General features: G+C 69.2%; 9 protein-coding genes. 4 read left to right on the top strand and 5 right to left on the bottom strand.

The window, feature by feature from the left end:
* Positions 1-120: 120 nt before the first annotated feature.
* Complete coding sequence (locus JQX13_RS05805; RefSeq protein ID WP_203408073.1) at positions 121-1,203, bottom strand: ATP-binding response regulator; 1,083 nt, start codon at positions 1,201-1,203, stop codon at positions 121-123.
* Positions 1,200-2,675, bottom strand: coding sequence for an ATPase domain-containing protein (locus JQX13_RS05810; protein ID WP_203408074.1), 1,476 nt, complete (start codon positions 2,673-2,675; stop codon positions 1,200-1,202). The genes JQX13_RS05805 and JQX13_RS05810 overlap by 4 nt, the downstream gene beginning before the upstream one ends.
* Before the next feature lie 545 nt (positions 2,676-3,220).
* On the opposite strand from JQX13_RS05810, the gene JQX13_RS05815 reads away from it, so the two are divergent.
* Positions 3,221-4,558 carry a cellulase family glycosylhydrolase gene (locus JQX13_RS05815; protein WP_203408075.1) on the top strand — a complete coding sequence of 446 codons (1,338 nt, stop codon included), beginning with the start codon at positions 3,221-3,223 and terminating at the stop codon, positions 4,556-4,558.
* Between the two features lie 6 nt (positions 4,559-4,564).
* Here JQX13_RS05815 and JQX13_RS05820 read toward each other — a convergent pair whose 3' ends face one another.
* The 3 genes from JQX13_RS05820 to JQX13_RS05830 form a co-directional block, all read right to left on the bottom strand.
* A complete protein-coding gene (locus tag JQX13_RS05820; RefSeq protein ID WP_203408076.1) occupies positions 4,565-7,153 on the bottom strand; it encodes a fused MFS/spermidine synthase in 2,589 nt (862 codons plus the stop codon).
* Between the two features lie 24 nt (positions 7,154-7,177).
* Complete coding sequence (locus JQX13_RS05825) at positions 7,178-9,232, bottom strand: HEAT repeat domain-containing protein (protein ID WP_203408077.1); 2,055 nt, start codon at positions 9,230-9,232, stop codon at positions 7,178-7,180.
* A 175-nt stretch (positions 9,233-9,407) separates the two neighbouring features.
* A complete protein-coding gene (locus tag JQX13_RS05830; RefSeq protein ID WP_203408078.1) occupies positions 9,408-9,818 on the bottom strand; it encodes a response regulator in 411 nt (136 codons plus the stop codon).
* Between the two features lie 207 nt (positions 9,819-10,025).
* Here JQX13_RS05830 and JQX13_RS05835 point away from each other — a divergent pair, with 207 nt between their 5' ends.
* The 3 genes from JQX13_RS05835 to JQX13_RS05845 all read left to right on the top strand — a co-directional run bounded on the left by JQX13_RS05835 (position 10,026) and on the right by JQX13_RS05845 (position 14,233).
* On the top strand, positions 10,026-11,492 hold the full coding sequence (locus tag JQX13_RS05835) for a sensor histidine kinase (protein ID WP_203408079.1): 1,467 nt from the start codon (positions 10,026-10,028) through the stop codon (positions 11,490-11,492).
* Entirely contained in the window at positions 11,489-12,889 is a 1,401-nt protein-coding gene (locus tag JQX13_RS05840; protein WP_203408080.1) for a sigma-54-dependent transcriptional regulator, read from the top strand. The genes JQX13_RS05835 and JQX13_RS05840 overlap by 4 nt, the downstream gene beginning before the upstream one ends.
* A 132-nt stretch (positions 12,890-13,021) precedes the next feature.
* Positions 13,022-14,233 (top strand): cytochrome P450 family protein, encoded by a 1,212-nt coding sequence (locus tag JQX13_RS05845; RefSeq protein WP_239014565.1) that lies wholly within the window; start codon positions 13,022-13,024, stop codon positions 14,231-14,233.
* Positions 14,234-14,245 lie beyond the last annotated feature (12 nt).

The raw sequence follows: 14,245 nt of genomic DNA on the forward strand, positions 1-14,245 counted from the left end.
AATCCATGATGGGAGAGGGATACTCGTCTCCCTGTGGACTGAGCACACACGGGAAGTCTTGGCCTTCACTTCACGTAGCCGGTCCCACGCAGAAAGCCGGGCCGGAGCCCCGCCGGGACGCTAGAGCGAGCGGGGAAGTCGGAGGCTGAAGGTGGATCCCCGCCCCAACTCCGACTGCGCGGTGAGCGAGCCGCCGTGGAGCCTGGCGAGCGCCGCGGCGATGTACAGGCCCAGCCCGTGCCCCTGCCCCCCGGTGCCGTCCGCGCGGTGGAAGCGGTCGAAGATGTTGGGCAGCTCCGAGGCGGGAATGCCCACGCCCCAGTCACGCACCTGGACGATGGCCAACCCTGGCGTGAGGGAGAGTGTCACCTCGACGCGCCGCTGCTCTCCTCCGTACTTCACCGCATTGGAGAGCAGGTTGTTGAGGATGTACCGCACACGCTCGGCATCGAAGGAGAGCTCCACCGGCTGCGCCCCGCCCTTCAGGGAGAAGTCCACCTGGGACTGGAGCTCACGCCACTCGCGGACCACTTCCTGGAGGAAGGCCGCGAGCTCGCCGGGCTCGCGTTGCAGCGCCACCTTGCCCTCGGCCAGACGCGCCGCGTCGAGGATGGAGGTGACGAGTGAGTTCATCCGGTCGAGCTGGCGGAGGATGGCCTCGGTGCACTTCCTCTCCTCGGCCGAATCTCGCTCCCCCTGCTTGCGCAACAGCAACTGGGCGTTGAGCCGCGCGGAGCTCAGGGGCGTCTTGATTTCATGAGCCACCCAGTTGAGCATCTCCTCGCGCGCGGCGCCGCCGGGGCGGGCCGCGCGGTCCCCCGCGGTCATGGCCTCCTCGCGTGGCTCCACGGTGGGACGCGAGCGCAACACCCGCATCACCGCGGCCTCGAAGGTGTCGAGATCCACGGGCTTGGAGAGGAAGACATCGGCCTCCTCCAGCCCGCTGGGGTGCGCGGCGCTCAGGAGCAGGAAGGGGACCGTGCCCAGACGCGGGTCGGCCCGCAACGTCCGGAGCAACTCCACCCCGGTGCGCCGGGGCATCATGTGATCGCTCACCACCAGGTCCGGCCGCTCCGTCCGGGCCAGCAGCAGGGCCTCTTCTCCATTGTGGGCCCGCAGGGCGCGATGACCCAGGTCCTCCACCACCTGGGCGAAGATCTCGAGCATCGCCTCCTCATCCTCCGCGATGAGGATGAGGCTCATTCCTCACTCCCTCCGATGCGCGAACCAATGGGCTGGGCCTGGCCCGTCAGCAGGCCCGCGGCCGAGCGCATCGGGTTGAGCACGCGGATCCCCGTGTCGTTGATCTCGAACTCGCGCAGGTCCCCGTCGTACTTGCTGTCACGCATCTTGAGGATGGACATGACGCGGTGGATGCGCCCGCGCAGCTCCACGTAGCGCAGCAGCAGCAGGTTCTCGCCGAGGATGGCGATGGGCGTGTCACTGAAGTCCAGCTCGGTGCCGGCGATCTTCGACACCTCCTTGGTGAACAGGGACGTCACCCCCGCCCTCCGCAGGTGCACGCTGAAGGCCGCCAGGAAGGTGCGACGCCGCTCCGGGTCCACGATGGAGAGCTCGAGCTCCGTCAGCCCGTCGATCACCAGCCGCCGGACTCCCTGCCGGACCACCTCCCGGAGGATCTGGTCGACGAGGACATCCGCCTCCAGCTCGGAGGGAGGCTGGTGCATCAACGTCATCGCCCCGCTCGCCAGCGCGTCCCGCACGTCCAGACCGATGCGCTGAGCCCGGGCCAACAGCGAGGCGGAAGGCTCGAAGAAGGAGACGAGGAGCGTCTTCTCCCCCTGGCGGGCCCCTTCCGCAGCGAAGTGCGCGGCGAGCAGCGTCTTGCCGATGCCCATGCTGCCCGCCAGCAGGGTGGTGCTCTGCACGGGCAACCCGCCATCCATCAGCGCGTCGAACTCGGGCAGGCCGAAGCCGGCCCGGGTCCGGGGCGGGACGAGCTCCTTGCCGGAGGGGACGAGGGCCTCGAGCCTTGGAATGATCTCCACCCCCTCGGTACCGATCCGCAGGAGATGCTCTCCCGGCAGATGAGGCCGGCCGCGCAGCTTGATGACCTCCATCCGGCGATGGCGGCGCCCTCCCTGGGGACTCACCCACAGCGAGATGATGCCATCCACCGTCGTCGCTTCCGGCAGCGCCATCAACTTCTCGAGGGGGTACTCGGTGGTGAAGAGCCCGATGCAGTCCGTGGCGGACAGCCCGATGCCCAGCTCATACAGGAACTCGCGCAGCCGGGCCTCGTCCTGCCACAAGTCACGGATGGAGCGCAGCCCGTCGATGAAGAGCAGCTTCGCGCCGCGCTCACGCACGGTGTGCAGCAGGGTGTCCCGCGCCTCCTTGGCGCCCTTCTTCAGCGACGCGTAGGCACTCACGAGGAAGAGCTTCTCGCCCAACAGCTCGCGGCGGAAGAAGGGGAAGCCGGAGAGCGCATCCACCAGCTTGTCGTGCGGCTCGGAGGTGACGGTGGCGAGCACCACGGGCAACCCGCGAGCGGCGGCGAGAAAGGCCACCTGGCTGCAGAGGATGGTCTTACCGCAGCCGGGGTTTCCGGCCACGATGAGGGTCTGGCGCCGGGGGATGCCACCGCCCAGCAACACGTCGAAGCTCTGGATACCGGTCTCGAACAACGATTGGGTGCTACGGCTGTCCATCATGAGCTCGGAGTGAGGGGGGACCATGTGCGAGCCCTGACGAAGGCGCGCCTTCGCTTGGAGGAACAGGCTCCGGAAACAGGTGCCGGTCCTCGCCTCCTAACATGGAACCAGCCGGTCAGGACGGCGGCCAGCCGAGCATCCCCCTCCGGGCTCCTCCCCGCCGCGCTTTCCGATGACCAGCCAACTGTTCTTCGCTCGATCGCCCGCTCTCCTGGCAACCACTAGAGTAGAGGGCTCATGCGCGCGAGCCCCGTAGGTCCTGACCCGGGCACCTCCGCACTCGCAGGAGTGCTCATTCCCAAGGCACTCCGCTCTCATTCCATCAGAACAAATTTCTCAAATTGCGTGTTTTACTTTTTATCCGATTAAAATATATATTTCCGGTATAAACGGTTCACCCGTGCTCGTGCCGCACCGGGCCCAGACCCCAGCAAGGAGAAGAAATGCGACGCTTGTTTCCGCGTACTCGGAGTGAATCACGAGGGGCCTCGACGTGGGCCGGGCCGGCCGCTCGAACCGAGCCGCGTCGAAGTGGAGCTGCCGCGTTGATCGCGGCGGCCGTCGCCATGGTGGCGCTGGCTCTGCCGGCCCATGCGGCGACCTATTCGGTCAGCGGCAACCAGCTCCTGAAGGATGGGGTTCCCTACGAGCCGCGTGGGGTCAACAAGATGTCGGTCTGGGGCTTCAATGCCGCGGAAACCACCCCGTGGGGCGTGGAGATCCTGCGGGAACACATCGACATGAAGCTGACGTCCCTGACCCAGATGAGGGACATCGTCGTCGACGCCCGCGCCAATGGAAAGGTCGTGATCCTGTCGGCCACCTGGTACGACAACGACGCCCTTCCGGGTGGGAAGACTCCCTATCCCGCGAACCAGTTGCTGGGCGTGGTGCCTTCCGCGGATCCCCGCTGGGAACCGGTGAAGAACCGCTGGCGTGAAATCGCCAATTACTTCAAGGGCCAGTCGGATGTGTGGTTCGACGTCTGGAACGAGCCCTACAACTGGGATGTGACCAAGCCGGAGGGCTACACCGAGGAGCTCTGGTTGAGTGAGATGAGCACCCTGGTCGACAACATCCGGAGCACGGGCGCCAACAACATCATCCTCGTTCCAGGGGCGCTGATGGGACAGGGCGAGAAGGTCCTCCTCAACAAGGGAGGCGCGCTCCTCTCCGGGCGCAGCAACATCCTCTTCGGGGTGCATTGCTATTCGGGGCAGTGGTGGCAGGACCAGGCGAACATCGAGACCCGCTTCCAGAACCTGCTGAACAAGGGCATTCCCTTCATCGTCTCCGAGTATGGCGCCGGGCACCCGTTCGCCAACATCCTGGGCGCCGCGCGCGCCAAGCGGATCGGTTCGCTCGCGTGGCTGTGGAAGCACGACAACGACGACAAGGAAGCCCTGTTGAAGGAGGACGGCACGCCCAATGACACCAACAACTACACACTGGGCTCGAGCGTGAAGAACTTCGGACTCGGGGCGCGCAACGGCGGGGCCCAGCAGGTGCAGAACGGCGGCTTCGATCAGGGTGAGACCAGCTGGGGCGTGATGGGCAGCAACTCCTATTCGGTGGCCAGCAACGGCGTTCTGCAGCTGGGTAACGTCATCCTGGGCGGCGGCCGCGGGCAGAACGTCATCAGCCCGAAACCCAATACGCTCTACACCCTGCGGGCGCGCGGGAAGGTCGGTACCGCCGGTGAGGTCATGCAGGTCCTGGTGAAGGGCAACAACTACAGCCATACGCTCGAGTTCAAGAGCGCCTCGTGGGAGGAGAAGGTCCTCACCTTCCTCTCCCCCGCGGACGTGACCTGGATGCAGATCAACCTGACCAAGGGCCCGGGCTCGCCCGGCTACGTCGACTACGTCTCCCTGGTGAGGTAGCGCCGTCTAGCGAGCCGCCGGGCGCAGGCAGCCCAGCTCCAGGTCGAGGAGGAAGGACAGGAAGGCGTTGTCCCCCACCGTCGCGCGGGCCTCCTCCACCCGGGCCCTCGCGGCCTCCCAGTCCCCCTCCCGCTTGAGCTGCGTGGACTCCAACACCCGGCGGTTGGCCTCCAGCTCGCGCGCGAGCCGCGCCGCATCCCACCGCTCCGTCCGCTCGAGCGGGGGGGGCTGCGCCACCGCGAGCAGCGCCTCCGGCTCGAAGGGCTTGTCCGAGTTGAAGAGGAAGTACTCCACCGCCGGGAGATCATCCGTCACCGGCGCGTAGCCCCGCGTCCAGCGCCGCAGGGCCTCGGTGCCCGCCACGTACGTGCCCGCGAGGCCATAGGGCGAGGTGAAGCCCACGTCCGCGAGCGAGCGCGCCACCGGCTCCTGCGCCCACCGCGCCTCCCAGCCCGCCGCGTCCACCGCCAGCGGCCGGTCCGCCGCCACCAGCACCGCCTCGTAGTCCGAGGGAATCCACAGCGTCACCTCGGAGAAGGCCTCCAGCATCGAGGCCACCATGCCCCGCGTCAGGTTGTCCGACTGCTGCTGAAGGGGAATCCACTGCGCCAGCACTCCGCCCGGCGCCAGCCGCCGCTTCGCCTCCCGGTAGAACTCGGTGGTGTAGAGGCTCACCACGCCCGCGGCGCGTGGCGGCGGCGGCTCGAAGGAGAGGACGTCATAGCGGCCCTGGGAGGACAGCAGGAAATGGCGCCCGTCGTCGAACACCACGTGCGTCCGGGGATCCTCCGCCACGCCGTGGTTGTGCTCGGCGAAGTGCGGCGCCGCGGCCAGCACGTCCGGGTTGGTGTCCACGATGGTGAGGGAGCGCAGCCCCGGGTGGCTCGCGAAGGAGCCCGCGGTGCTGCCGGTGCCGAAGCACACCTGCAGCACCTCCTTCGGCTCCGGGTGCAGCAGCATGGGCAGGTGCGCCAGCGTGGCCATGTAGCGCTTCCGCGGCAGCACCGTGTTCGCGTACGACACCGAGCCGAACAGGAGCTGCTGGTGGCGGAAGCCCCGCTCCCGGCACCCCGGGCCGCACGCGTACAGCCCCGAGTCACACACCGACTCGCTGTCGTACTCGAGCACCGCCAGCGCCCCGTCCACGCCCTCGCGTACGAAGCGCACCCGCGAGTCCACGTGCTCGGCGAAGGCGCGCACCAGCAGGTCTCCCGGTACCATCGCCACCGCCGCCGCGAGCAGCACCGCGCCCGCCCACATGCTCCGGCGGGCGCGCGGCCGGGCCTCCGTGTCCAGCGCCTGCACGCCCAGCGCGAGCGCCATGTTGAGCGCACAGACGAGGACGAACGTCCACTGCGTCCCCACCGCCGGCACCAGCACGAAGCCCACCAGCAGCGAGCCCACGATGCCGCCCAGCGTGTTCACCGAGTACAGCAGGCCCACGTTGCTGGCCGCGCTCGCCACGTGCCGGGTGGTGAGCTGCACCACCAGCGGGAAGATGACGCCGATGAGCGAGGCGGGCACGAGGATGACGAGCGCCGAGTGCAGCAGCATGCCCACGTAGACGGCGTTGGGACCCCAGCCGCCCACCCAGCCGGAGAGCACCTGGCTCACCGGGTGCGCCAGGCCCAGCAGCGCCAGGGACACCAGGCCCGCGAAGGACAGCAGCGCCTCCACGGAGACGAAGAGCTCCAGCTCCCGCCCGCGCCCGGCCAGCCGCAGCGAGTAGACGAGCCCGCCGATGACGAGACCCAGGAGGAACGTCACCAGGAGGATGGTGAAGGCGTACGTGCTGGAGTCCAGCGAGGTGGAGAGGACGCGGAACCAGAGCACCTCGTAGGAGATGGACGCGAAGCCACACAGCGCGAAGGCAGCGACGAGCAGCGTGCGGCGCGCGCCCTGGAAGACGGAGGCCCCCTCGGCCGGCCCCGAGGCCGAGACCGGCGCGGGCGCGGTGTCGGAGAGGGGCTCGGGACGCAGCCACAGGTGCAGGAAGAACACGGTGAGCCCCACGAGCAGGTTGAGCCCCGCCGCGAGCGCCGCCGTGCGCCAGAGCCCCACCGCGCCGATGAGGTAGAAGCCCGCCAGCCCACAGCCGAGCGCCGCGCCCAGCGTGTTGAGCGAGTACAGCACGCCGAAGGAGCGCCCCAACCCCTCCAGCTCGCGCGCCACGAAGCGCATGAGGACGGGCAGCGTGCCCCCCATGACGAAGGTGGGAGGCAACACCAGCAGGAAGGCCAGCACCCCGCGCAAGGGCAGCGGCCCGCCTCCCGGCAGACCCAGCGCGGAGAGCCACTCGGGCAGGGTCGCCAGCACGTGGGTGATGCCCAGCGCGAGCACGCCCGTGGCCGCCTCCAACAACCCATAGGCCAGCAACGGGTGCTTCAGCCGGTCCGCGAGCCGCCCCAACCCCAGGCTGCCCAGGACGAGCCCCGCCAGGAAGGCGGACACCACCAGGGTCGCCGCGAACGTGGTGTGGCCCACCACCAGCGTCAGGTAGCGGACCCAGATGACCTCGAAGACGAGCCCGCTCATGCCGGAGACGACGAAGAGCAGACCCACGGCGGCGAACATTCTGGCGGAGAGGCGATTCACGGGGAGCACGAGTCTACCCCGAGGTCAGCCTCCCCGCTTGCGCAGGAGGTGCATCCGCTGCCGCGCGCCCCGGTGCCGCGGGTCGAACCGGAGCGCCTCCTCCAGCCGCTCCCGCGCCCGCGGCATGTCGCCCTGGCGGGCATAGGCATCGGCCAACACCACCAGCACCTCGACGTTGTACGGCTGCAGATCCAACGAGCGCTCCAGTTGCTGGATGCCTGTGGCCAGGTCGCCCCGACGCAGCGCCAGTTGTCCGAGCACCACGTGTGGCGCCGGCAGTCCCTCCGTCTCATGCTGTCGCGCCAGCTCCTCCAGCGCCGCCAGGCCCCGCGGATCTCCCACCCCCGCGAGCGGGATGGCGGCGGACTGGCGCACCCACAGCGATGAATCCTTCAGCAGCGGGGCGAGCACGTCCGCCACCTCGCGCGGGCCCGTCGAGGCCAGCGCATCGGCGAGGTCCATGCGCAGGCCGGGGTCGGTGGCCGTCGCGAGCGCCGCCTTCAGCGCGGGCACGGACTCCTCGCGGAAGCGCTGGGCCAGCAACCGGGCCGCCACGCCGCGAAGGGCCGGGTCCTCCTTCTTGTCCGCCACCACCTGCTCCAGCGGTTGGCGGCTGTCCGCGGCGGTCTTCACCGCGATGGCATCCGCCAGCCGGATGCGCCGCGCCTGCCGCTGCTTCGCCTTCGGCCACCACTTCTCCAGCGACTCCGCCATCGACTCGGGCGTGGCCTGCTCGTGCGTGTGGCACGCGTTGCACGCGTTGGGGATGCCGTGCTTCACAGTGTTCTGGGGCACCGGCACGTCCAGGGCGTGGTCCGCGAAGTGGTCCAGCACGCCGGAGATGGTGGGCGGCATGTGGCAGGCCAGGCAGTCCCGCGCCTCCGCCGAGGTGTGGTGCGTATGCTTCTGCCCCTCGGCGAACACCTTCGCATGACAGCCCTGGCAGCTCGCCGAGCCCACCGTCACGCCCTTCGCGAGGTGCTTCGGCCGTTTGACTTCATTGTCCGCGTGCTCGGCATGGGGCGCGGTGTGGCAGGTGAGGCACGTGGCGCCACCCCGCTGGTAGCAGCGGGACTGGGTGAGGGCCTGGTACTCGAAGCTGGACGTCTTGGGCCGCCCATCCTCGAAGTAGTCACCAGAGCGCTCGCCGCCGCCGATCAGCACCACCATGGGCTGGTAGTGGTCCTCGTAGCGCTCTCCCGGCTGGAAGCGGTGTCGCGCATCCAGCAGCGGGAAGAGTGGGCGGTGCGGCCCGTGGCACTGGGCGCACACGGCCAACCCCTTGCGCGGCGGGAGCTTCGACGGCTGGACGATGTCCTTCGCGAGCTGCGTCTCCACATGGCGCGCACCGGGGCCGTGACAGCTCTCGCAGGCCACGCCCGCGTCCGCGAAGCCGGTGCTCCACTGGTGGCTCTTCCGGTCGTAATGCGTGTTGAGGCCGGTGACATGGCAGTCCAGGCACGCGTGCTGGGCGTTGCGCTGCCAGTTGGACCAGAAGAAGGGATGGTCCGGCGTCAGGGCTCCCTGCTTGGACTCGGAGTAGTCCACCCACTCGCTCTTGCCGGTGACGTGGAAGTAGATGGGCAGCACCTGCCAACGGCCATCCGGCATCACCGTGATGGGATCCTGCATCCGCTTGCCGCCCACCACCCAGTCCACCGGGTACGCGTTGACGACGCCGGTGGGCCCCTTCGTTCGCATGGAGTAGTGCTCGTCCCGCCGCGTCATCCACGCCTCGCTGGAGTCCCCCTTGTAGTGGGTGTTGGCGAAGTCGCCGACCACGAAGGGCGAGTGGGCCTCCGACAACGCGCGGGAGTGCCAGTCCTTGCGCCACGCGGCGTGCTCGTCGTCGTGACAATCGGCGCACTTCTCCGAGCCGACATAGCCGGTGGACGGTGACAGCAGCTCGACCTCGCGCCTCGGCACCTCCTTCGAAGGTGGAGCCGTCGAAGGTGAAGCAACGGGGATGGAGGGCGCCGCGGGCGGAGCGTTCGGCGCGGAGGGACGCCAGATGGCGGCCCCGGCGGCCACGATGAGGAGGAAGGCGACCGCGAGGACGAGCGAACGGGAGCGGGGCATGTGAGCGGGGGCGGGATTCGAGGCCACGGAGACGCGACCTCTAGCCGGTGACGCTACCGCAACCGTGCATCGGCCGCGGCGGAGTGGCACCGGATGGGACCAATTGTTGCTGGCACAACCGGGTGGCGTGAGAACCAGAACATCCGCATCGCCCCGCCGAGCAATACCCTCTTCCTCATGGCAGGACCTCCTGCACGGTGGCCTTCAGCAGCTCGAGGTCCACTGGCTTGTCGAGAAAGGCACTCGCACCGAGCCGCATCGCCGCCTCACGTGTCCCGTCGTCCGCGAAGGCCGAGAGGAGGATGACGGGACAGGAGAGCCCGGCCGACTGTGCCTGGGCGAGCACATCCAGCCCCGTGTGCCCCGGCATCCGCACATCCGAGAGGATGAGGTCCGGCGGCAACAGCGGACCTCCACATACCTGCGTCAGCGACACATAGTTGGACAGCTCGAAGCCGTCCTCCAGCGCCACCACCGCATAGCCCTCTCGCGCCAGAGTCAGCGTGAGGAGCGAACGCATTTCGTCGTCGTCCTCGGCCAGGAGGATGCGCGGCGGGCGAGGTTCGGAAGGGAGGAGAGACATCATGGTGCACGCCCCTCCACAGCATGGCCCGTGCCAGTGCGCGCCCGACTCGCGAGGGGGGGCTTCTGGAGCACGGCGCGGGGCATCGTGCCCCCCTCGGGGCATTCTGCCCCGTGCGCCTGACCGCTCTTGCACCCCTGCCCCGGTCCATGTCCTCTTGAGCATGGACCGGGGCGGGCGAGCCCGCGGAACCTCCCGGACCCCCACGACATGAAGCTCGCACGGAAGCTCACCCTCGCGCTCGTCCTGCTCGCCTTCGCGGTCATCGTGGGGTTGGAGACCTTCGAGGTGCGGCGCGAGCTGGCCCGCTCGGCGCTCGACATGCAGCATGATCACCGCATGCTCGGCCACACGCTGGGGGGCTCGTTCATCCGGGCGTGGGAGCTGGAGGGAGAGAACGAGGCGCTGATGCTCCTGGCGGATGCCAACCGCTTCCAGGGGCAGGTGCGGCTGCGCTGGCGTTGGCTGGACCCGCCTGACGCGGAGCTACCTCGAGAACAGGTGGAGGCACTGCGAGCCGACCAGGACACGTTCTTCGTGGACGATCGCGTGGAGCCGGGCCTGCTTCGCTCCTTCACCCCGGTGCACATCGGCGACAGACCCGGTGCCATCGAAATCATCGAGCCCCTGACGGAGCTGCGGATGCAGGTGCGCCAGACGGTGGCGGGCACCGCGGTGGCCACGGCCGCCATCACCCTCGCCTTCCTCCTGGTGGCCATGGCCATGGGCCGCCGGCTGGTGGGGCGTCCGGTGGAGCAACTGGTGGAGTTCGCGCACCGCATCGGCCAGGGAGACCTGGAGACGCGGGTGCACCTGCCTCAGAAGGACGAGCTGGCCACCCTGGCCTCCGCGATGAACCAGATGGCCAGCGGGCTGTCGGCCGCGCGCGCGCAGGTGGCGGCGGAGACGGCGGCGCGGCTGGCCACGCTCGAGCACCTGCGACACTCGGACCGGCTCGCCACGGTGGGCAAGCTCGCCTCCGGAATGGCCCACGAGCTGGGCACTCCGCTCAACGTGGTGCTCGGGCGGGCGAAGATGATTTCCTCCGGCGACGCCGAGGGCGACGAGTCGCGGGAGTGCGCCCGCATCATCGCCCAGCAGGTGCATCACATGACGGACATCATCCGCCAGTTGCTGGACTTCGCCCGCCGGCGCGAGCCCCGGCGCGCACCGGAGGACCTGACGGAGTTGGTGGACCGGACGTTGACGCTGCTGAAGCCCCTGGCGGCCCGGCGCAATGTCGTCCTCACCCGTGAGGCCCCGGGCCCGATGAACCTGAAGGTGGACGCCGGGCAGATCCAACAAGCCCTCACCAACCTGGTGGTCAACGGCATCCAGGCGATGAAACGCCCGGGCACGCTGCGGGTGCGAATGGAACGCGCGCGCGCCCTGCCCCCGACGGAGCTGGGGGGCCCGGAGGCCGAGTGGGTGCGGGTGGACGTGACGGACGAGGGTGAAGGCATCGCCCCGGACGTGCTGCCCCGCGTCTTCGAGCCCTTCTTCACCACCAAGGATGTAGGCGAAGGGACGGGCCTCGGGCTGTCCGTCTCCTATGGGCTCATCCGAGACCATGGGGGATGGATCTCCGTGAGCAGCGAGCCCGGACGTGGGAGTTGCTTCTCCATCTTCCTCCCACCAGGAACCCAGGAAGAGGAACCCGAGGGGACCCCGACATGAGCACGACGAAGGGCCGCATCCTGGTCGTCGAGGACGAGCGGGAGATGCGGGCGCTGTTGGAGAAGGGGCTGGCCCGACGGGGCTTCGTCCCCACGGTGCGCGGCAGCGCGGACGAGGCCTTCGCGCTGTTGGAGGCGGAGGACTTCGACACCGTCCTGACGGATTTGAGGATGCCGGGCATGGATGGACTGGCGCTCTGCGAGCGCATCGTCCTCAACCGTCCGGACATTCCCGTGGTGGTGGTGACGGCCTTTGGCAGCCTGGAGACGGCGGTTGCGGCCATCCGGGTGGGCGCGTACGACTTCGTCACCAAGCCGGTGGACCTGGACGCGCTGGTGCTGGTGTTGGGGCGGGCCGTGCAGCACCGGGCGCTGCGCGACGAGGTGCGCCGGTTGCGCCGGGCCCTGGGCGAGGTGTCCGCCGACGGGGGCGTGGTGGGCGAGAGTCCCGCGCTGCGCCGGGTGTACGAGCTCATCGACCGGATGGCGGACTCGGACGCCTCGGTGCTGATCATGGGCGAGAGCGGCACCGGCAAGGAGGTGGCCGCCCGCGCGTTGCATGCCCGCAGCCGGCGGCACGACGGGCCCTTCGTGGCCATCAATTGCGCGGCCATGCCCGAGCAACTCCTGGAGAGCGAGCTGTTCGGCCACGCCCGGGGCGCCTTCACGGATGCCAGGACGGCGCGCACCGGCCTGTTCGTCAAGGCCAACGGCGGCACCCTCTTCCTCGACGAGGTGGGGGAGATGCCGCTGACCCTGCAGCCCAAGCTGCTGCGCGCGCTGCAGGAGCGCACGGTGCGTCCGGTGGGAGGGGACACGGAGGTGCCCTTCGACGCGCGAATCGTGGCCGCCACCAACCGCGACCTGGAGCTCGCCGTGGAGGAGGGGCGCTTCCGCGAGGACCTGTACTACCGGCTCAACGTCATCGGCCTGGAGCTGCCTCCGTTGCGCGCCCGTGGCAATGACGTGCTGCTGCTGGCACAGCGCTTCCTGGAGCACTTCGCCTCGCGCGGCGGCAAGCGCGTGGTGGGGCTCAGCCCCGCGGCCGCCCAGCGCCTGCTGGCCTACACCTGGCCCGGCAATGTGCGCGAGCTGCAGAACTGCATCGAGCGCGCCGTGGCCCTCACCTCCTACGAGCAGCTCACCGTGGAGGATCTGCCGGAACGCATCCGTGACTATCGCGCCCCCAGCAGTACCGCCCAGGGGAACGATGTGTCCGAGCTCGTCTCGCTCGAGGAGATGGAGCGCCGCTACATCCAACGCGTCCTGGAGACGGTGGGTGGCAGCCGGACGCTGGCCTCGCGCATCCTCGGGGTGGATCGCAAGACGCTCTACCGCAAGCTGGGCCGGCGCTATGCCGCCTCCGTCTCCGAGGAGAAGGACGACGCGAAGGACTGACCGGGCGCATCATCCAGTTCAGCGCCGCCAGCCTCATCCCGCGCGGAACGCGCTTGTAGTCGCCACGCAAGGTGCCCAAGGTGCCAGGGCGAGGGCGGAGCCGTCCGCCTTCGCTTCATCTGGAGAGACACCGTGAGCACGAATCCCCCCCGCTATGACCTGTGGGCGCCCGAGACGCGCGCCAACCCCCTGCCCGTCTATGCGCGCATGCGGCAGGAGGCTCCCCTGGTCCGGCTGTTCGACCCCAACCTCAACATCCCCGTGTGGGTGGCCACCCGCTACAAGGACGTGGTGGACCTGGTGCGTGACCCTCGCTTCACCAAGGACATGCGCAAGCTCCCCGACGGCTCGCCGTCGAAGCTGCGGCGCATCGACTCCATGGAGGTGATCAACCGGCACATGCTGTCGTCGGACCCGCCGGACCATACGCGCCTGCGCACGATCGTCTCCAAGGCCTTCACCCCGCGCCGCGTGGAGGAGCTGCGCCCGCGCGTCACCGCCATCACCCACGAGCTGCTGGACGCCGCACGGGCCCGGGGAGAGGTGGACCTGCTCGACGCCTTCGCCTTCCCGCTCCCCATCACCGTCATCGCCGAGCTGCTGGGCGTGCCGGTGGAGGACCGGGATCAGTTCCGCGAATGGACGACCACCATCATCACCCCGCCCCCCAACGGGGACTTCGAGCCCCTCCAGAAGGCGGGCATGCAGTTCATCCAGTACTTCCAGGGCCTGCTGGCGCGGCGCCGGGCCGATCCCCGGGACGACCTGCTCACCGCCCTCATGTCCGCGGAGGAGCAGGGAGACAGGCTCTCGCCCCAGGAGCTCATCAGCATGCTGTTCCTGCTGCTGGTAGCCGGCCACGAGACGACGGTGAACCTCATTGGCAATGGCGTCTGGGCGCTGCTGCGGAACCCGGAGCAGCTGGAGCGGCTGCGCGCGAACCCGGCGCTCATCGAGTCGGCCGTGGAGGAGATGCTGCGCTACCGCAGCCCGGTGGAGACCACCACCCAGCGCTGGGCCACGCAGGACATCGAATTCCGCGGCCAGGTGATTCCCGCGGGCGAGAGCGTGATGGGCTCGCTGCTGGCGGCCAACCACGACCCCGAGCAGTTCCCCGAGCCGGAGAAGTTCGACATCACCCGCGAGCCCAACCGGCACGTCGCCTTCGGCTTCGGCATCCACTTCTGTCTGGGCGCCCCCCTGGCCCGGCTCGAGGGCGCCATCGCCATCAACCTGCTGCTGGAGCGCATGCCCCGGCTGAGGTTCGCGGTGGAGCCATCCGCGCTGCGCTGGCGTGACGGAATCCTCGTGCACGGCCTGCAGCGCCTGCCCGTGGCCTTCTGAGCACCGGGACAC

The sequence above is a fragment of the Archangium violaceum genome, assembly GCF_016859125.1.
Taxonomy (GTDB): domain Bacteria; phylum Myxococcota; class Myxococcia; order Myxococcales; family Myxococcaceae; genus Archangium; species Archangium violaceum_A.

What these genes read in the sequence shown, in the direction of transcription:
- JQX13_RS05835 (WP_203408079.1), top strand. Translation starts at nt 10,026, where the DNA reads ATGAAGCTCGCACGGAAGCTCACCCTCGCGCTCGTCCTGCTCGCCTTC.
- JQX13_RS05840 (WP_203408080.1), top strand. Translation starts at nt 11,489, where the DNA reads ATGAGCACGACGAAGGGCCGCATCCTGGTCGTCGAGGACGAGCGGGAG.
- JQX13_RS05830 (WP_203408078.1), bottom strand. Translation starts at nt 9,818, where the DNA reads ATGATGTCTCTCCTCCCTTCCGAACCTCGCCCGCCGCGCATCCTCCTG.
- JQX13_RS05825 (WP_203408077.1), bottom strand. Translation starts at nt 9,232, where the DNA reads ATGCCCCGCTCCCGTTCGCTCGTCCTCGCGGTCGCCTTCCTCCTCATC.
- JQX13_RS05810 (WP_203408074.1), bottom strand. Translation starts at nt 2,675, where the DNA reads ATGATGGACAGCCGTAGCACCCAATCGTTGTTCGAGACCGGTATCCAG.
- JQX13_RS05805 (WP_203408073.1), bottom strand. Translation starts at nt 1,203, where the DNA reads ATGAGCCTCATCCTCATCGCGGAGGATGAGGAGGCGATGCTCGAGATC.